The sequence below is a fragment of the Gilliamella sp. WF3-4 genome, from assembly GCF_001690275.1.
Classification (GTDB): Bacteria; Pseudomonadota; Gammaproteobacteria; order Enterobacterales; family Orbaceae; genus Gilliamella; species Gilliamella apicola_C.
This window is the reverse complement of record NZ_LZGW01000022.1, coordinates 101,250-120,606: the sequence shown is the minus strand read 5'-3', so window position 1 is coordinate 120,606 and position 19,357 is coordinate 101,250. Positions and strand designations below refer to the sequence as shown.

Below are 19,357 nucleotides of genomic sequence, written 5' to 3'. Positions count from 1 at the left end.
TTAGAATCAATTCAACACCGACTTTGGCGTACATAGCTCTAGCTTCTGCCTCGGTTTTGGCACGAACTTGAATACGTTGTAATATAGGAAGTGTATTCACTGTTAGAAAAGTAAAAATTTTATTTTGCCCAAATGTAGGCGATACGGTATTATTGCGAATAGCCATACTCATTACCCCTTGTAATGTTTATGGTTAGATAGCTCGGAGCGGTAGGACGCTTCGGGCTATTGTTGTTTTAGGACCTAAAAAATAATTAGGTGTCGAACAGATATTATTACCAAGTGTCGAACATGTCAATATTGTTTTTTTATTTTTATTAATATAAACTGTTCGACACTTATGGAGTGTGAAATATGCCAACAGATAGAATAAATAATAAGTCACAAAATATAGCTGCTCGGGTTCCTCACGAAATAATGGAGAAAATGGAGACAGTTAAAGAACCTAATGAAAACACATCTCAGTTTATTGTTAACGCAATGAAAACAGAGATTAAAAGACGAAAACGCAAACAGCAACTTAAATAAGGATTAACATGACTATACTGAAAGAGTTTGATTCCGCACTTGAAGATATTGAAAAAGAATTCATAACTGAAAGCTTTCAAATCGCAGGCGAATTTATTGCTATGCAAAGAATACAATTATTTTCGTTAGCGTTACTAGGAAATACCTTAAAAGTTAGTCAAGCTGTCAATAATGTGTATGAATCAATTGTGTATTCAAAGGTAATCAAGAATATGCCGACTTACTAATTCAACTAATTAATGAGTTTGAATCTTTGGTTCGTGAGGGGGGCATCGGCAAGCATAGCTTTAGATCGGCTTATAGACGAAAAATATTTAGAACGATTAGAGCATTTACAAAGTATTAATAAATTAAATTAGTTAAAATATAGCACACAAAGCAAAAGAAACAATTAACTACCTACAATTGATAAACAAGGAATTAATGATGCAATGAATGCTATGACCACAATTCAAAGTGAATATAGTGAGGATCGTGACCTAGTTAACCAGCTTTTAGGTCAGGCTCAAATGGCTGATGCTTTTGAACAGTTTTCGCGAACGGTTCGCACATCTAAATTGGTTTTTATCCGTGAAAATAAACTATATCAACAACTTAAAGGAATGAAAACCGCGAACGGTTCGCTATTTTCAGGAACGTGGGAAGATTTTTGTCTGTTACTCGGTTCATCTAGAGACAAAATTGAATTAGATATAGCAAACCTAAAATCATTCGGCGAAGAAGCCCTTGAATCCATGTCCCGCATAGGTATCGGATATCGCGAATTACATCAATATCGCAAATTAATGCATTTACAAAGTGTTAATAAATTAGGAGTCAAAAATATAGTACGCAAAGCAAATCCCACCCCACAAAACAATCAATTGAACTACCTGCAATTGATGAGCAAGGGATTAATGATGTAATGAATACTATGACCACAATTCAAAGTGAATATAGTGAGGATCGTGACCTAGTTAACCAGCTTTTAGGTCAGGCTCAAATGGCTGATGCTTTTGAAAAATTTTCCCAAACCGTTTGGGCTTCTAAATTAAATTTTGTTAAAGAAAACAAGCTTTATCGTAATTTATCAGGGAAAAAAACTCCAAACGGTTTGGAGTTAAAAGGAACTTGGGAAGAATTTTGTAATTTATTAGGCATATCTGTACAGAAAGCTGATTTAGATATTCAAAATTTAAAAGAATTCGGAGAGGAAGCTCTTGAAAGTATGTCTCAAATGGGCATAGGCTACCGTGAGCTATGCCAATCTCACAAGGGCGAAATTTTTTAAGCACTTTTTTATTTCATATTTTGTAACGCTTTTTCAAAAAACAATTTCATTATTTCCCTGTTTATTTTGTTATATCCCATTTATCTCATCATTCTATTATTACTTATCATGTTCTGTTTCATATTTTGTCGTTATCATTGAGTAAAATTTTAGGTTTGTTATGCTTACATAATCTCATTATAAAAAAATCCGAGTTAGTTACTGAAAATGTCTTAACTCGGATGCACTAAAATTACGCAACAAAAATTAATCTAATTTAGGATGCTGATCGACTAAGTTTTGGCGCTGTTCTTGCAATGTTTCAATCTGTTCATCAATATCTTCGACCTTATGTTCAATCGAATCAAAATGTTCTGATAAAATTTCTTTTGCTTCTGACCGATCAGATGCCGCAGGCGTTCCGCCACGCAATGGTCGATTAGCGGTTTCTTTCATTTTTATGCCAGTAAGTAAACCAACTAATGCCACAGCCATTAGATAATAAGCTGGCATATATAAATTATGACTTTCTGCAACTAACCAAGCGATAACTGTTGGTGTAGCACCAGCCACCAATACCGAAATATTAAAAGATATAGCCAACGCACTGTAACGAATACTGGTTGGAAAGATAGCAGGTAAAATAGAGGCCATAACACCAGTAAAACAGTTAAGTAATATAGCCAAAATCAACAATCCTAAAAAAATAAGCCCAATAATATCGCTGTTGATCATAACAAATGCAGGATAAGCAAGAATTAATAACCCTAAGCTACCACCAATAATAAATGGCTTTCGACCGATTTTGTCGCTAATAAAACCAATCAATGGTTGCACAAATAACATACCAATCATGATGGTTATAATAATTAACACGCCATGATCTGTATCATAATTTAAATTGTGAGATAAATAACTAGGCATATAGGTTAATAGCATGTAATAAGTCACATTGGTCACAATCACCAGCCCTACACAAATAAGCAAACTCCGCCAGTATTTTGTAATGATCTGTTTAAATGTCATTTTAGGTTGATTTTCAATATGATTGCGATCATTATGATCCATTAAATCAGTATGCTGTTGAAATGCAGGCGTTTCATCTAATGCATGACGTAAATAAAGCCCAATCAATCCTAATGGTAGGGCAAATAAAAATGGAATTCGCCATCCCCAGTTATGAAACACTTCTTTGCCAAGAATGCTTGATAACAATACCACTAAACCCGCACCCACTAAAAAACCAGCAATAGAACCAAAATCTAACCAGCTCCCCATAAAACCACGTTTGCGGTCTGGCGAATACTCGGCAACAAATATCGCTGCGCCAGAATATTCTCCACCAATTGAAAACCCTTGCGCAAATTTAGCTAACAATAATAACACCGGTGCAGCAATGCCAATTGAAGCGTAAGAAGGAATTAAGCCAATACAAAAAGTACTTAACGACATAATGATGATAGTGATGGATAGTACTTTTTGGCGTCCAAATTTATCACCAAGCATACCAAAAACCACCCCACCTAATGGTCTGACCAAAAACGGGACCGAAAACGTGGCTAATGCCGCCACCATTTGAACACTAGGCGATGCATCAGGAAAAAACACTTGCCCTAACACATAAGCTAAAAAGCCATACACACCAAAATCGAACCACTCCATCGCATTACCGAGCGCTGCTGCAGTAATGGCTTTTTTTAACTTGTTATCATCAATTATGGTAATATCGTTAATATTTAATGGTTTGTTTTTGGATCTTTTTGTCTTTTTCATAAAATACCGCCTGTTTACATGCAAAGAATAAAAAAGGAATGATGCAACAAGGTAAACGGTTACCTTTTAATACACAAAGAACGTACTTTTTAGATTACACATTAAAAATGTGTTTATCAGCTAATTAAAATTGAAGCAAAAATACAGCAAAGATAAAAAATGAGGATAATAAAAAAGCAAAAACCGATGTTTTATTGTCTATCTTGATTTCTACTAAATAACAACAAAACAATTCCTTTTCGTGAAAATTGAGTGCTAACTATAGCAAAATAACATGATATTGTAAATATTCGGCTAATTAACCAACTAATACTAAATATTTTACACACTATTTTATGCTGAGTTAGCAATTTATCTTTTTGAGCAAAAATAGATCCCAATGACAATGAATATGATCGAAACAATATGGAAATACGCAACTTGTGTATGTAAAAAGACAATACTGAAAATGCCTGCTGACAAAGGAATAATGTGAGTATATATTTGCCCTCGTGTTGCACCAATAGCCACAATGCCTCTATTCCAAAATAAATAAGAAAGCCAAGATGCAAAAACGGCAATATACAATAAGCCAAGCAAAAAACTCGTATCAGTATAATGAGCAAGGTTCTCAATAGGATGAAAATAAAAATAGACTAACGCAATAGGCAACAACATTACCGAGCCTAATACGGCACTCACAGTCACAAAGGCATTACCTGATATCGATTTATCTTTTAACCGTAAAAATGCGCTATAGCAAGCCCAGCTTATTGCTGAAGCCATCGCCCATAAATCACCTTTATTAATATTGCTGAGCTCGCTTAAATTGGCGATATTTCCTTGCAGAATAAGATAAATAACCCCCATAGTACTGAACAAAACGCCTAAAATATTATTTTTTGAAATTGCATCATTAAATAGTAATTTATTCATTACTAAAACCATTCCAGGTGTGGCTGACAAATAAATTGACGCATTGAGCGATGAAGTATATTGAAGCCCAATATATAGCGCTAATGGAAATATAATTTGACCAAAAATAGCTAGCAAACATATTGGCCAGATTGACTTTTTAATTTTGGATAAGTCGCTACGCACTTGGCTATAATAAAGGCACAATAGTAACAGCGCAGTAATAACCCAACGCCCTTCAGATATCACCATGGGATCGGCTTGGGTAACTAAAACTCGCCCCACCACATAATTACCGCCCCAAAAACAAGCCGCTAATGTCAGCAATAAATATGGCATGATAATACCTTTGAATATTAAACAACACTGTGATAGTGATATTATATACCTAAAAATAATAAGAAATAACTTTTTTGAGAACAAATGCTTTACTCATCGTAAAGATTGTAAAGCAGGTTATTTATTATTAAGTTTTTCAAATTGCAACGATAACATCAGTTTAATCTAGAATCCTTACTTGTTATCATCTAAAATGAATAAAAACTAACAAAGGTAATGACTATGCGTTGGAGAGACCAAAGAGAAAGCGATAATATTGAAGATCGTCGCTCACAATCGATTGGTGATTCAGGTGCTCGAATCCCTATTGGTGGTAAAGGTAAAGTTGCGTTATTGCTGGTGGTATTAGTTGCTGGCTATTATGGTGTTGATTTAACAGGGCTACTAAATTCAGATCTTATTGACACAAATAGCACTGAACAAAGCTCAAACCAATATTCAATTAATGATGAAGATGCTGCCAAATTTACATCAATCATTTTAGCAAGCACTGAAGATTATTGGCATCAAGAATTTCAACATTTAGGTAAAACCTACACTCCTCCTAAATTAGTGCTTTATAATGGCGCAACCCAAACATCTTGCGGTATGGGTAAAGCTTTTATGGGACCATTTTATTGTAGTATTGATAAAACTGTTTACCTTGATACTTCGTTCTATCAAGAGTTAAAACTACGGCTGGGCGGTGGAGGTGATTTTGCACAGGGTTACGTAATCGCTCACGAAATTGGTCATCATGTGCAAAATTTGCTTGGAACATTTGACCAAGTGGAGCGGTTAAAGCAAGGCCAAGCAAATATCGATAATAAATTATCCGTTAAGTTAGAATTGCAAGCCGACTGCTACGCGGGGATGTGGGGGAATGCCATGCAAAAAGAGAATATTCTTGAAGTTGGCGATATTGAACAAGCGTTAAACACTGCAAAAGCCATTGGCGATGACCGCTTACAACAGCAAAGCGAGGGGCGCATTGTACCCGATAGTTTTACACATGGCACATCTGAACAACGTTACACGTGGTTTAAACGTGGGTTTGATAGTGGTGCAATCAACCAATGCAATACCTTTACGGAATAGATAATAAAAGGCGAATAGGCTATGCGTTAATGATTACTTATTAACTTTGGTTACTCGTTCGCCTTTAATTGACTTGGCTAGCAGTGTCTTTTTTAACCAACAGGCAAAATAACAACGATATTGCCACCATAATCAATGCAACCCAATAAATAATCTTATGCCCATAAATATCAGATAACACCCCTTGCAACATTCCAGCTATAATTACGCCAAAAATGACACCATTATTAAATAAAGTCGATGCGACCCCCATTCGAGTTGGCAATAGATCCTGAAAGTAAATAATACCAATATTTGCAACAATCCCAATAAATAATGCATTAAAAAGTTGTAGTATTAATAAAGCATATTTATCAGTGCAAAGAATCAAACCAGTATAAAAAATTAGCCCACAAGTAATCGCAATAAAAAACAGATTTCGTTTACCTAAATAAGGCACTAAATATCCAGCGATGAGCATTACTGGAATTTCAATACCCGCAGCTAGCCCCATTAATACGCCAGGTAAAGAATCAGGCAAATGTAAGACTTCATCAACATAAAGTGGCATATCGATGATATACATCATATTCGCAGCCCACATAAATACAGTAGATAACAGTAAACATAGCACATTTCTGTTCTGCCAAAGTGGTTGATTTGCTACTTTTAGATCTAGGTTGTTATTTATTGATGAGGTAGGATTTTTTTCAACTGAAGGTAAAAATACAGCAACAAATAGCATCGCCACCATAAACATACCCATGGCAGCTAAATACATTGCCGTAAAACCAAAATTAATAGCCAAACCAAATGAGATTGGTGGACCAAACACCCAAGCCAATGAAAGTTGAGCCCGAATAAGCGAATTAAATGCCACAACATTACGCCCTGTTTTAACAGCATATTCACGCGCTAATGCAAAAATTTGTGGCATAGCAGCCGACGATAACGCCGCAAATAAAACGCCCAAGGTAATTAATATCAAATAATGGCGCGTAAACGCAAAAGTGATACTGTTAGCTACGCCCATTAAACAGCAGAAGATAACAATATAACGCCTATCGCCTTTTGTGTCGGAATATTTAGCCAATAGAAAACTCCCAACAATACTGGCTAAGGCATTAACCGAGAAAAAAAGCCCAACCAGACGTGAATTAACATTAACATCGAAAGTTAAAAACCGACTTAATGTGGGGGCTTGTAAAGCACCAGCAATTCCAACAACAAATGTAGTGACTAAAAAAGCAACAAAAATAACGCTTTGCTTTTGGCGAAACGAAGAGATATTAGTCATAAAAATACACTGAAGAATTAGATTAAAGGGATTTTGACCAATTATATACTTAAATTTAATATAAACGTAATAAAATTAAAAATAAATAAGGCAACGTATTTTTCCTCACTTTACTGACAAATATGCCTTTAGATTTTGCTACTTTTATTAATATAGGATTTATTATGTTTATATGGTAATGATAACTCTGTTTGCAAAAATGGCGGGGCATTAAGAATTTAGTCACACCAGATTGTAAAAATTAAAGAAGTAATGATCACCACTTATCGTTATACTAAAATTTAGAAAACACTTAAATTATTTATATTTCGTATAAATAAAATCCTTCCTCCGTAAGATAAAAAACCTGTTTGTTATTTGGATTAGCTATAATAGGCGTTATTAAAAATGAACGAAGATCATCATGATTAATTGCATATTCTATAAAATCAATAAGTTGAGTTTTTAATGCTTTCACAACATGCCCTTTGCATATAGCTTTTTTACCTTTATAGAAAACTAGGTTATGTGCTATGTAAAAGCTATCACTTTGAAATAGATGAACAAAATTTGAAAAAGATTGCGTAAATAAAGTTAAATTTCCCTTGCATACGATATCTAACATATTAAGAAATATATGCTGTTTTTCTGCTCCTAATATAAATTCTTTTGGGTTTAACTTTTCAAATGCGTAATAATTTTTCATTGGGTTATTTGTGTTTTTTATGATATTAACAATTATAATATATTAAGCCGTTATAATGGTTTTATTCATTGCAATAAAGTACACAAAATAGTCGTAAAATAAGCTTAAATAGTCACATTGAATACTGCATCTTACCATGAAAATAGTGTTCATTGATTTTGTTGCATTACTGTTGGTTTACAAATATTTCCATCGCTAATCCATTCACTAAAAACATTTTAATCTGCCAAGATTCTCTATCAATTTATATTAATCTATAAATGCGTTGAAAAAGAATATAGGTAATAAGTAGTAGCCCCCACTATGGTAAATTCATCAAGCGTTGTTCTTTCATTTATGTGTTTAGGTAATATTATGTAGAACTTGCAATTAACTTCTTTAATCTTCTAATTTCATTAATTAATTTTGGTATATCTTGTCGAGCATGAGCAATAAATTCTTGATCGGCAATAGTTGCACCAATAAGTTCAATATCTTCACCGCGGTTATTTTTATCACCTGTCATAATAAAATTACTGCCACTGTTATGATCGCGACCTTCAAGATAAGAGATCCAAGGTCCTGCCGTTGCTTTCTCACATCGCATTTGTATCAGTTTTAATTCATCATCAGATAGATTAGTCGTTCGTTGCATAATCAACCTCGCAGGCAAATTGATGATAGTGGATATTATTTTTTAGTTAATTGCATTTTTAGCTTTCTTATTTCAGGAGTTAGCGCAAAACAGTCCGCTAATGGTTCGTCAGATAATGACCAATACTCAATTAGTTCCATATGATAATTATAATCCTGCAATAAAAGTTTTAGGGCTTGATTAATCGTTAAGGTGGATACACTAATACCTGATGAAACTAAATCATTCGTGACATCCAGTATCAAAGTCATTAATATACGTTTTTGTGTTTTTGAATAAGTTGAATGAGTATAAGCACGAATATATCTATCTAACCATTCTTCGGTTCGGTATTGCTCTGGCAATTCATACGCCCAATCTTGAGTGAATTTATCACCACTTGGTAAATGTAAATCATGACATAGTTTTTTTAGTTCATACATCTTGCTTAATTTTAGATTTTAACGGTTATGTTGCTGATAATTAAGTTACTTATAATTAAGCTAATTAGCCAAGATTCAGCACAATATTTTTTGACTACAACTTCATTATGCTAACTTAATTCCAATTCGGAGCATTAAAGTATATTAATTCAAGTAATTAGCTAAATAATATTATTTTAATAATATTTGAAAGCATTGCAAATTTTTCACATGATATTTTACAAAGAAGGGATTGCTTTTTGATCATGTTCTATTCCTAATAGCAAACTTTCTTTATAAAAATGCGATTTCAGCAACACCTATTTTTACTATTGACATGTTTTTCATTTTAATACCTATACCATGTTCACTATCCCCTGACCACGCAAACATTAAGCCGTACTCATCTTTTTCATCTAGCAAGATGTAAATTTTAGTTAATGAAATTTGTGATAGCGCTTTATTACCATCTTGATTATAAACTTGAGAGATATAAGTCGTCATTTCATTATTGATGATGTTGTATAATTCAATTTGATGGGATGTAATGAAATCAATAGCATCTTTCATTTGCTTGTTATACTCAAATGATTCCAAATAAATAACTGGGATAGGTTGCTGGCCAAAGCGGGGCAAAATAATATCTACTGCGATGCCTTCGTCTTCGACAACATAGCTTATGGTGTTTTGGCTATTTTTCTTTTTCATTTATTGTTCTTTATTCGCTTTAACAACAGGCTATAAATTAGAACCAATCATAGCAAAGGTGGAATTATAGTACTCCTGATTGAATTATTTTTTGTTTTTTTCCTCCCCATTCGTCATCAATCATATAGTGTGCGACGATTGGGGTTGAGGTAGCTACAAAAGTAAATTTATAAAAAACTTCATCACTTTCACAAATTTCATAATACAGCGAATACAATGGCGCACTTAATGGTAAGTCAATGGTAAACTTTTCTGTAGCAGAGGCAACTTCAACGCTATATTCATGATGGGTGTAAAAAGGAATAGCAATACATCGTAAGGTTTGGGTATCTATTGTAAAACTATCTGCTAATGTTAAAAAAACATTTGCACCGAAAGTATCATCAGGTAACGGATCAAAAATGGCATAATCACGATGAATCACTGCACCTTGCTCAATGTTTTTCTGCCCCCACTGCGACAACGTTTCACAATACGGTTTGGATCTGACTAAAATTTGACTATTTGATATTAACAAATCCACAATTTGTTGGTTATTTTGCCTCATAAATAATACTCGCGTTTACATTTGATAAAATCATCAAATCAAAAATAATATTTATTATAAGTAATATATATTATCAATATTTGGCTTATTGTAGAATGACATTCTATGTTAGGATTGTTATTGCTAATTCTTAGATAAAACAGGGTTAATTGGGTTATTTAATTCGATAGTTATTTTAAAATTAGCGCTGGATTGTACCATAAGGAAATTGTTAGGTAGTTCAATTGCATTAATAAATGGATTTGATGTTTCAAAATAGATCACCCATTTTAAAGCATTTTCTGGTGTTAAGTAGGCGATAAAACCTTCAGAGCCATAACTCCCCTCTCCTAAATAGCAGTTATTACCATCATTTAGGGTTATTTTTTTGATGATATCAATACTAGTTATATTATCAGGATCTTCGCTCAAAAAAAGATTCAAATTAAATGGCTTCCCCTTTTTTATAAATAATTGGGGATAAAATTGGGTTGTAAAAGAAATTGAATCACCAGTGGCAAAATAAATGCCATCTTTTATCGGTAGTGTTTGCCTATCCCATAACGCCAATATTTTAGTCATCTAATCATCCTTTAATACTTATAAATAGATATCAAAAAGCATTTTGTTGTATGTACCCTGAAATACTCGTTTTATACAATTGTTATTAATTATCATTACCTGATTTATATGGAATATTAATGAAGTTAACTTTTTGTTTTTCAAATTTTCCTTTATATTGCTTTAAAGTTGAATGATTAACTACACTGTATTTATCTAACTCATGATACAAAGTGCCATCATCCTCCCAAGAACATAATGGGCAAACATCGTATTGCCCTTGATGTTCTAAGGTTAAATAGCTACAACATGGGCATATATGCAAAATATCTTCATCTCCAATAATAGTGATAGGTTCATTATATAAATCACTAATGTATTTTTTTAAATAGTGATTAGAATATCCTTTCAGCTTAATATCAATAAAATAGTCCAATAAAAATGTTTGAACGGCACCATCAAAAATACTTGTATATGTTAAAGATTGACCATGCTCATCAAGGTAATCAGCAAAGAGAATATTCTCAATCTCTTTTGTTGGATATTGTATAATCATATTAATAGCTAATTGTGTTAAAGCAAGTTTACGGCTAAGTGTTTTCATTGCAAATGCCCTATCATTATTCCATTTCTCACGTATAAATTAACCTATCTATTTCATGATTTTATGCAAAATTAAATGTTATTTAATATGTCACAATTAAAGTTACTTTGATTTAGGTTCATCTATTTAAAACCAATCTTTTGATATCATTAAATATGTTGTAAAGCTTCAATGTGATTTTCCTTCATCATTGATAGTATTAAGTTTTATTGTGGTTGAAATTATCTAATTTAAACAAAAGATAGTCATATAATTTTTCCGCAAAAAAACTAGCATGTTCACTTTTTACTATTAAATTAAAAAAATAATATTGATCATACAACTCATCAATCATAGGGTCGGAAAGCATAAAAAACTCAAGGTAGGCTAAATATAATTTTTTTATATCATTAGAGATTTCTTCTAAAGAAATATGATAATTTGTTATATCATAAAAAATATTAGTGTATTGATTATTAATCTTACTTAACTCTATAAAAGGAGCTCGCTTTTTCTCACAAAGCGCCCAATGAAGAGCCCTTGCCTTATCATTGCTATAAATAAATTTCATAATTTATAGAAAGTCCTCACGTTGTTTATAGTAAGTTGAAAAACGATTAGGGTTGGAATCTACATAATAAAACAAAATTAATATCCTATCATCAATAAGACATAGGGTAATTACATCACAAAAATAACGATTATAGATTTAGCTAAATGTTTGGTAAACTAGCCATTTATAATGACTAAAAAAATTAAACAACTCATCCAACTCAACTACAACATACTTGCTCAACTCATTTTTAATTGATCCTCCTTATTTAACACATAATGAAAATAAAAATAATTTCCTTTTTTATTTTTTAGCGTACAATCAAAATCATCCACTCACGTAGGTAATGTTATGTTATATAATAACAAATACATACACCATCATAGTTGTCATGGTAATTGTCAAAATATAGCGCACAATCATATACAGATACCTGATGATATAAATTGTCATCAAGAATCCACGCCTTGTTGCGGAGGAGATACACATACTACCAAATCCCAAAGTCGCTTTGACGATCCTCCAGAAGATCCTGATAGGCAAAGCCAACATGTTAAATTAACATGGAAAATAGCCGGTATGGATTGTGCCAGTTGCGCTCAAAAAATTGAAAATGGTTTAAAAACCTTACCCAATGTTAGCCAAACAAAGATGATATTTTCTACCGAAAAATTAATGGTTTTTGTTCCCAAAAAAAATCAGGAAATTATTCAATTAATTGAAAATAAAGTTATCGAGTTGGGTTATAAACCTATTTTCGAGCCTTCCAATAACCATTCGCATCATCACGATCATCATCATTTTGACAAAAAGGCACTAATCCCTTTAGTTGTATTAGGAACTTTAATTGTGATGAGTTATATCCTGTTATTATGTAATCAAACCGTTGGCGAATATGCATTTATGGCAACGGCAATAATAGGGTTAATTCCTATTTTGAAAGAAGCATGGATTTTAACACGTAATGGTACACCATTTGCTATTGAGTCGTTGATGAGTGTGTCGGCTATTGGTGCATTATTTATTAGTGCAGCAGAAGAAGCCACCATGGTCATTTTTTTATTTATGATTGGTGAAATGCTGGAAAGCATAGCAACAAATAAAGCCAAAACGGGGATATCATCACTTGCTAAATTAATGCCAGAAGAAACTGTGATAATTATTGATGGCGAACGAAAAACTGTTGCTAGCCATAGTTTAAAACCCAATGATATTATTGAAATTTCATCGGGTGGACGTTTACCCGCCGATGTCATTTTAATAAGCGAACAAGCCAATATAGATGAAAGCGCATTAACAGGGGAATCTATCCCGATTAATTATCTTTCTGGTGATAAGATTTTGGCGGGATCGCTAGTGGTTGATAATACGATTCAACTTAAAGTAGTTTCAGAAGTTGGACAAAATGCGGTTGATCGCATTTTACAACTCATTGAAGATGCCGAAGAGCGCAAAGCGCCTATTGAACGTTTTATTGATAAATTTAGCCGCTATTACACGCCAGCAATTGCTTTGTTTGCACTATTAGTAATTATTGTGCCACCATTATTACTTAATTCTGATTGGTATACTTGGTTTTATCGTGGCTTGACACTATTATTAATTGGATGCCCTTGTGCACTAGTTATATCAACACCAGCGGTAATAACATCGGCTTTATCTAATGCCGCAAAACAAGGCGTGCTAATTAAAGGTGGTGCGGCTTTAGAGCATATTGGCTCTGTTAAATTGATTGCGTTTGATAAAACAGGCACCTTAACCAAAGGTCAACCACAAGTAACCGATGTAATTAATCAAGGTATAACAAAAGAACAGTTATTAACATTAGTTGCTGCAATTGAAAGTGGGTCACATCATCCCATTGCTAAGGCGATTGTTGATTATGCATTACAAAATCAACTAAGCATTAATGAGGCTAATAATCGTAAAGCTATTGCAGGAGTTGGTATTCAAGGCGAAGTTGATCACAAGACTTTTTATATCGTTTCACCAAACAAAATAGCAACCGTTTCACTACCTTTAAATAATGAACACGCCAAAATCATTGAGGAGCTTGAAAGTGCAGGTAAAACAGTGGTAGTTGCAGTGACAAGCCAGCAATTGATAGGCATTATTGCATTGCAAGATGTACTGCGTTCAGATGCAATTACGACAATGAATGAACTTGATCGGCTTGGACTTAAATCTTTAATGTTAACAGGAGATAATGCACGAGCAGCTAAAGCCATTGCCTCTCAATTAAGAATGGATTATCGCGCCGAGCTATTACCAACCGATAAATTGGTTGAAATTGAAAGAATTCGTAATACCATGCCAATTGCTATGGTGGGCGATGGTATTAACGATTCACCAGCAATGAAAGCCGCAACGGTTAGCATTGCTATGGGAGGAGGCACAGATGTTGCATTAGAAGCTGCCGATGCCGCATTAACTAAAAATAGCTTGTCTAGTTTACCTAAATTAATTCATTTAACACGCTTTGCCCGTCGTAATATTAAACAAAATATTACGATTGCATTAGGGGTTAAGTTAGTATTTTTAATTACTAGCTTATTTGGCTTTACTGGACTATGGCTCGCTGTGTTAGCCGACTCAGGCACAACTGCGATTGTGACGGCAAATGCTCTTCGAGTTTTAAGATTTAAAAATAAAAGTTAACAACTTTATTATTTAACCTATTTCGCTTAAAAAAAGTGGAATAGGTTTCTCATGTTTTTTGAAAATTATCATTCATCACTTCTTAAAGATATTTCACCACCAATATAAGCGTCGATTTTACCATTTTTTTCTAACATTAGGGCGCCTTGCTCATTGATGCCTTTAGCAACCCCACGAATGATGTTTTCGCCAATTAATAGTTTTATTGGACGATTAGTAAAGTTGTCTAATCTATTCCAATCGTTAATAAATGGCGTTAAACCATATTTTTCAAATTCCGTTAATTTACTTTTTAAGGCCTTAGCAATCTGTGCAACTAACAAATTACGATTAATATTACCTAAATTAGCCCATTTTTGGTTAACAATATTAATATCTGGATTAGTCATAGTTAAATTGACACCAACACCAATGACAACATGAGCACAATCCCCCGTTTTCCCTGCTAATTCAACTAAAATACCTGCTAGCTTTTGATCATTAAGATAAAGGTCATTTGGCCATTTAACTTTGATATCTTGACCTGATAATGCACGTAAAGTGTCTGCAATAACGATACCAACAACTAAACTTAGCCCCATTGCTGCCGCTATACCTTGATCTAACCGCCAATACATCGAAAAGTAAATATTACTACCAAACGGAGAAAACCATTTACGTCCTCGTCTTCCTCTCGCTTTTGATTGAAATTCAGCTGCGCAGCAATTACCAGACGTGAGTTGATCAATGCGATCGAGCAGATATTGGTTAGTCGAATCAATAATTGGCAATATTTCGCAATGACTATTTGACTGGTAATACTGGTCAATTTTAGCTTTATTGAGTAAATCGAGAGGAGATGCAAGGCAATAACCTTTGCCTTGTACTGACGTTAGCGCTATTCCCCATTCACGCAGCTGTTTAATATATTTATTAATACCAGCGCGAGTTATACCAAATACATCTGCCAACTCTTCGCCTGAATGAAACTGTCCATCAGAGAGTATTTCAATTAATTTAAGTGGATTTTTGTAACTGCGCATCCGTTCCTCTTTTTTTAGCTAACAAGATTATGAAGTATAACGAAATTATAGCAAAACTGACAAATAAATAAGCATTACTGGTTTTATCCATAATAAGTGCTATTAGTGCAGGAGCAATCAAGCTACCCAAGGTATTGGTCAACAGCATAGCTTGATTCATCGCCACAATATTTTGTTTTTTTACACACGAACAGGCCCAAGCCATGGATATTGGATAAATAGTGTAAATGGTTGCACCTAATAAAATAATCGCAAAAACACCAAACCAATTAAATATTAGCATTACGCATGCGGTTAGCATTAACAATGACTCAACCAGCAATATAATTTGCCGCCCAAATTTATCAGCACACCAGTTAGCAGGCATTTGCGCAGCCACTCCAGATAGAATAAGTAAAATCATCCAATTAGCAACTTGAATATCACTATAACCTAGATGCGAATAATAAACGGGTAAGAGCGAATATAACGATCCAATTAACATACCTGCAATAACGCAACCAATAAGCCCAATACGTGAAGGTTTATTTAATATCATTGGCATGATATTAAAACTGCTGCTCTTTCTTTTTGGTAATTTATAATGAGTGAGCAAAATAAATAAAATTGCTAATCCCATTAATAATGTAATAACCAATCCAAAATACAATACATCTTGTGGAAAGTACTGTAATAGAGCCTGCCCAAGAACTGTTCCTAAATAGTAAGTAGTTAAATAAACTGCCAGCATTTTACCGCGAGTACGCACACTGCCAGTAACTAATATGCAACTTTCAATGACTACCCAAGTGACAGCACAAGCAATGCCAATAAAAAACCGCCACACTATCCAGCTATAAAAATTCATTGAAAAACCTAGGCCAATTGTTGCTATTGCAAAAATAATGCAACTATAAGTGTATGTGTAACGAGCATTGAATTTACTAATAAACCAGTTGGCAAAAATAGTACCAATCAAGTTGCCAGTAAAATAACTTGAACCCACAAAACCAATTTGCCCGAGCGAAAACTCATTACGCACTAACCACAGCGGCACTTGCGTATTTAATGCTGACAATGAGATTGTCACAAAGAGTAAACTAGTTAATAAAATCGGAAATGAATACGAACGTTTCATAGTGTTATTGAGTTTAATTTATGGACTAAATTTGCAATCAATTATAATTTTTGCTAATTACAAATAATTGTCTGCATCAATTTCGCCCGTGTTGCCGATAAACCGGATTTCTGGCGATAAATTCACCAAGAACTTTTGTAAAACGCTTTTTTTAATAAAGCGTGCTAATTCAACCACATCTTCCGCTGTTGCGTGACTTTTATTAACTAATACCAACGCTTGTTGTTGATGCACAGCAGCACCACCTATTTGATATCCTTTTAGATCACATTGCTCAATAAGCCAGCCAGCGGCTAATTTTGTTTGATGATGATCTTGTGGATATATTGGCATGTTTGGATAAATTTCAAGTAGCTTGTCTGCCACAATTTTATCGACTACAGGATTTTTAAAAAAACTGCCTCCATTGCCAAGCACTTTTGGATCGGGCAATTTACTGCGCCGAATGTCACACACTTTATCAAATATTATTTTTGCCGTAACACTTTTAGGGTCAAAGTTTTGTAATTCTCCATAAGTTAAAACTGGTTGCCAATCTTTTGGTAACTTGATTCCGACATTAATAACCGCATAGCCTTGCAAATACGCTTTTTTGAAGATACTTTCACGATATCCATATTGACCATCGGTGACAGTGATAATTTTACCTGTAGCAAGCTCAAGCAGTTCCACATAATCAGCAACTTTTTGAAATTCAACACCGTAAGCGCCAATATTTTGAATGGGCGCTGATCCAACACAACCAGGAATCAATGCAAGGTTTTCTAGCCCTGATATATTTTGTTCGATAGTTGTTGACACTAAATCGTGCCAAATTTCACCAGCCCCCACTTTTAAATGCCATGCTTGTTCAGTTTCGGTTATGGTCATCCCTTTGATTCGATTAACAATAACAATACCATCAAAGTCACAAGTAAAAAGCGAATTACTACCTTCACCAATAATCATAATGGGCAAATTTTGGGAGTTATCTTGCCAAACTTGTTGTAATTGCTCAACGGTGGTTACAGTAATAACTTTTAGTGCAAAAACAGTAAGACCAAAAGTGTTAGGAATTTTTTGTTTCATTGATAACTACCTTTTTATTTTTGTATATATGCCCAAAAATGAACCTATTTTATGTGTTATTTTTTTATAGCTTGGAATTTTTCGTATTTAGCAACTATATTACCACATTGGGTAATCTTATTTTATTAATTATTTAAGCGTGGGTTGCGCAGAATTTGTATAAATTTGCTATTGAATCAGTTCAATAAAAACAGGTTTATTCGCATTTTTATTTCAAAAGTATGACTAAGATCAAATTCCTTGCTCTATTTAAGCAAATATTCGCCTAAAGTAGCGCTTAAATCTTTTTTGTTTTTTGTTATCGTGTATTATAACTAGCTGAATAATGTTTTTATAAATTATAATCAACTTATTTAGTCAGCACAAAATGCAGTGATTATTATTTAACTAGCTATTATTGATTACATTGCTTATGAGTTAGAGGAAATTATGAAAAGAGTTTTTATTATGATCCTAGATTCGTTTGGGATCGGTGGCGCTGAGGATGCAAAAAAATATGGTGATGAAGGCGCTAATACTTTAGGTCATATTGCTGAAGCTTGTGCTTTAGGTAAAGCAGAGCACGGTCGTAGCGGCCCATTAAAATTGCCTAATTTAAGCAAATTAGGTTTAATAGAAGCGGCATATGAATCAACTGGTCAATATCCTAAAGACATGAAAACTGAAAGCGAAATTATTGGCGCATATGGTTATGCTAGCGAAATTTCTTCTGGTAAAGATACACCATCAGGGCATTGGGAAATAGCTGGTGTGCCCGTACTTTTTGACTGGGGCTATTTTACAAATACAACTAACAGCTTTCCTCAAGATCTTTTAAATAAAATTATTTCTCGAGCAAAACTCCCTGGCTACCTTGGTAATTGTCACTCTTCAGGCACAATTATTCTTGATGAGCTTGGTGAAGAACATATGGCTTCAGGAAAACCTATTTTTTATACTTCTGCTGATTCTGTATTCCAAATTGCCTGTCATGAGGAAACATTTGGTTTAGATAAGCTTTATGAAGTTTGTGAAATTGCTCGTGATGAGCTTAACAAAGGCAATTATAATATCGGTCGAGTTATTGCTCGCCCATTTTTAGGCAATAAGTCAGGCGAATTTGTACGTACAGGTAATCGCCATGATTTAGCAGTTGAGCCACCAGCACCAACAATGATTAAGAAGCTAGTCGATGAAAAACAAGGTACCGTTGTGTCAATCGGTAAAATTGCTGATATTTATGCACAAGTTGGTATTACCAAAAAAGTGAAAGCAACTGGTCTTGAAGCACTATTTAATTCATCGCTTGAAGAAATAAAACAAGCTAAAGATAACACGATTGTATTTACTAATTTTGTTGACTTTGACTCCTCTTACGGGCACAGACGAGATGTATCGGGTTATGCTGCCGCATTAGAATATTTTGATAGTCGCCTTCCTGAAATGTTAGCACTTATTAAGCCTGGTGATCTGCTTATTATCAGTGCCGATCATGGTTGTGATCCAACTTGGCCAGGAACCGATCATACTCGTGAACATATTCCCGTCATCGTTTACGGTGATAGCGTGCCTGTTGGATCTTTGGGGCATCGAGAGACATTTGCAGATATTGGGCAAAGTGTTGCTGATTACTTTGATTTGTCACCAATGGATTATGGCAAATCATTTATTCGTAAATAACGATTTTTTAGTTAGTGTAGTACATTTTTAGTAATAAATTGAGGAG

At 33.9% G+C, this 19,357-nt stretch carries 19 protein-coding genes and 2 pseudogenes; 7 read left to right on the top strand and 14 right to left on the bottom strand.

What is annotated here, in order from left to right:
• The first annotated feature begins 354 nt into the window (after positions 1 to 354).
• The 4 genes and pseudogenes from A9G47_RS14210 to A9G47_RS06010 form a co-directional block, all read left to right on the top strand.
• Entirely contained in the window at positions 355 to 528 is a 174-nt protein-coding gene (locus A9G47_RS14210; protein ID WP_176700645.1) for a YlcI/YnfO family protein, read from the top strand.
• Positions 529 to 536: 8 nt separating this feature from the next.
• The gene (locus tag A9G47_RS06020) at positions 537 to 755 is read left to right on the top strand and encodes a hypothetical protein (RefSeq protein ID WP_065642127.1); all 219 of its coding nucleotides are present in this window, start codon (positions 537 to 539) and stop codon (positions 753 to 755) included.
• A gap of 204 nt (positions 756 to 959) precedes the next feature.
• Positions 960 to 1,313 (top strand): annotated as a pseudogene (locus A9G47_RS06015) (hypothetical protein); the annotation flags it as partial.
• A 119-nt stretch (positions 1,314 to 1,432) separates the two neighbouring features.
• Positions 1,433 to 1,783: pseudogene (locus A9G47_RS06010) on the top strand (hypothetical protein); the annotation flags it as partial.
• Positions 1,784 to 2,044: 261 nt separating this feature from the next.
• Here the strand turns inward: A9G47_RS06010 and proP are convergent.
• Positions 2,045 to 3,550: a glycine betaine/L-proline transporter ProP gene (proP, locus tag A9G47_RS06005; protein ID WP_065568098.1), complete on the bottom strand. Its 1,506-nt coding sequence runs from the start codon at positions 3,548 to 3,550 to the stop codon at positions 2,045 to 2,047.
• Positions 3,551 to 3,901: 351 nt separating this feature from the next.
• Positions 3,902 to 4,783: a DMT family transporter gene (locus A9G47_RS06000; RefSeq protein WP_065642422.1), complete on the bottom strand. Its 882-nt coding sequence runs from the start codon at positions 4,781 to 4,783 to the stop codon at positions 3,902 to 3,904.
• 222 nt (positions 4,784 to 5,005) lie between these two features.
• Here A9G47_RS06000 and ypfJ point away from each other — a divergent pair, with 222 nt between their 5' ends.
• Positions 5,006 to 5,860 carry a KPN_02809 family neutral zinc metallopeptidase gene (ypfJ, locus tag A9G47_RS05995; protein ID WP_065568100.1) on the top strand — a complete coding sequence of 285 codons (855 nt, stop codon included), beginning with the start codon at positions 5,006 to 5,008 and terminating at the stop codon, positions 5,858 to 5,860.
• A gap of 64 nt (positions 5,861 to 5,924) precedes the next feature.
• Here the strand turns inward: ypfJ and A9G47_RS05990 are convergent, their stop codons facing one another.
• From A9G47_RS05990 to A9G47_RS05950, 9 genes are all read right to left on the bottom strand, one after another.
• The gene (locus A9G47_RS05990; protein ID WP_065568101.1) at positions 5,925 to 7,136 is read right to left on the bottom strand and encodes an MFS transporter; all 1,212 of its coding nucleotides are present in this window, start codon (positions 7,134 to 7,136) and stop codon (positions 5,925 to 5,927) included.
• Positions 7,137 to 7,437: 301 nt separating this feature from the next.
• Positions 7,438 to 7,821, bottom strand: a complete 384-nt coding sequence (locus tag A9G47_RS05985) for a hypothetical protein (protein ID WP_065642421.1) — start codon at positions 7,819 to 7,821, stop codon at positions 7,438 to 7,440.
• Positions 7,822 to 8,173: 352 nt separating this feature from the next.
• Positions 8,174 to 8,455 (bottom strand): hypothetical protein, encoded by a 282-nt coding sequence (locus A9G47_RS05980; protein ID WP_065588104.1) that lies wholly within the window; start codon positions 8,453 to 8,455, stop codon positions 8,174 to 8,176.
• Between the two features lie 35 nt (positions 8,456 to 8,490).
• Positions 8,491 to 8,877 (bottom strand): hypothetical protein, encoded by a 387-nt coding sequence (locus A9G47_RS05975; protein ID WP_065580353.1) that lies wholly within the window; start codon positions 8,875 to 8,877, stop codon positions 8,491 to 8,493.
• A 273-nt stretch (positions 8,878 to 9,150) separates the two neighbouring features.
• Positions 9,151 to 9,564 (bottom strand): DUF6985 domain-containing protein, encoded by a 414-nt coding sequence (locus A9G47_RS05970; RefSeq protein ID WP_065642420.1) that lies wholly within the window; start codon positions 9,562 to 9,564, stop codon positions 9,151 to 9,153.
• 64 nt (positions 9,565 to 9,628) lie between these two features.
• Positions 9,629 to 10,111, bottom strand: a complete 483-nt coding sequence (gene comJ, locus A9G47_RS05965) for a competence protein ComJ (protein WP_065568106.1) — start codon at positions 10,109 to 10,111, stop codon at positions 9,629 to 9,631.
• Between the two features lie 123 nt (positions 10,112 to 10,234).
• Complete coding sequence (locus A9G47_RS05960; RefSeq protein ID WP_065642419.1) at positions 10,235 to 10,672, bottom strand: hypothetical protein; 438 nt, start codon at positions 10,670 to 10,672, stop codon at positions 10,235 to 10,237.
• An 85-nt stretch (positions 10,673 to 10,757) separates the two neighbouring features.
• Positions 10,758 to 11,255, bottom strand: a complete 498-nt coding sequence (locus A9G47_RS05955) for a CPCC family cysteine-rich protein (RefSeq protein WP_065580349.1) — start codon at positions 11,253 to 11,255, stop codon at positions 10,758 to 10,760.
• A gap of 199 nt (positions 11,256 to 11,454) precedes the next feature.
• Positions 11,455 to 11,805 (bottom strand): hypothetical protein, encoded by a 351-nt coding sequence (locus A9G47_RS05950; protein WP_065642418.1) that lies wholly within the window; start codon positions 11,803 to 11,805, stop codon positions 11,455 to 11,457.
• A gap of 333 nt (positions 11,806 to 12,138) precedes the next feature.
• Between A9G47_RS05950 and A9G47_RS05945 the strand changes: the two genes are divergently transcribed.
• A complete protein-coding gene (locus A9G47_RS05945) occupies positions 12,139 to 14,445 on the top strand; it encodes a zinc/cadmium/mercury/lead-transporting ATPase (protein WP_065642417.1) in 2,307 nt (768 codons plus the stop codon).
• A gap of 68 nt (positions 14,446 to 14,513) precedes the next feature.
• On the opposite strand, the gene birA is transcribed toward A9G47_RS05945, so the two are convergent.
• Genes birA through murB form a run of 3 tightly spaced genes read right to left on the bottom strand, consistent with a single transcriptional unit; the run spans position 14,514 to position 17,652 of the window.
• Positions 14,514 to 15,467, bottom strand: coding sequence for a bifunctional biotin--[acetyl-CoA-carboxylase] ligase/biotin operon repressor BirA (birA, locus tag A9G47_RS05940; protein WP_065568111.1), 954 nt, complete (start codon positions 15,465 to 15,467; stop codon positions 14,514 to 14,516).
• On the bottom strand, positions 15,442 to 16,584 hold the full coding sequence (locus A9G47_RS05935; protein ID WP_065642416.1) for an MFS transporter: 1,143 nt from the start codon (positions 16,582 to 16,584) through the stop codon (positions 15,442 to 15,444). The genes birA and A9G47_RS05935 overlap by 26 nt, the downstream gene beginning before the upstream one ends.
• A gap of 57 nt (positions 16,585 to 16,641) precedes the next feature.
• Complete coding sequence (murB, locus tag A9G47_RS05930; RefSeq protein WP_065568113.1) at positions 16,642 to 17,652, bottom strand: UDP-N-acetylmuramate dehydrogenase; 1,011 nt, start codon at positions 17,650 to 17,652, stop codon at positions 16,642 to 16,644.
• Between the two features lie 429 nt (positions 17,653 to 18,081).
• On the opposite strand from murB, the gene A9G47_RS05925 reads away from it, so the two are divergent.
• Complete coding sequence (locus tag A9G47_RS05925) at positions 18,082 to 19,311, top strand: phosphopentomutase (protein WP_065568114.1); 1,230 nt, start codon at positions 18,082 to 18,084, stop codon at positions 19,309 to 19,311.
• The last annotated feature ends 46 nt before the right edge of the window (positions 19,312 to 19,357 follow it).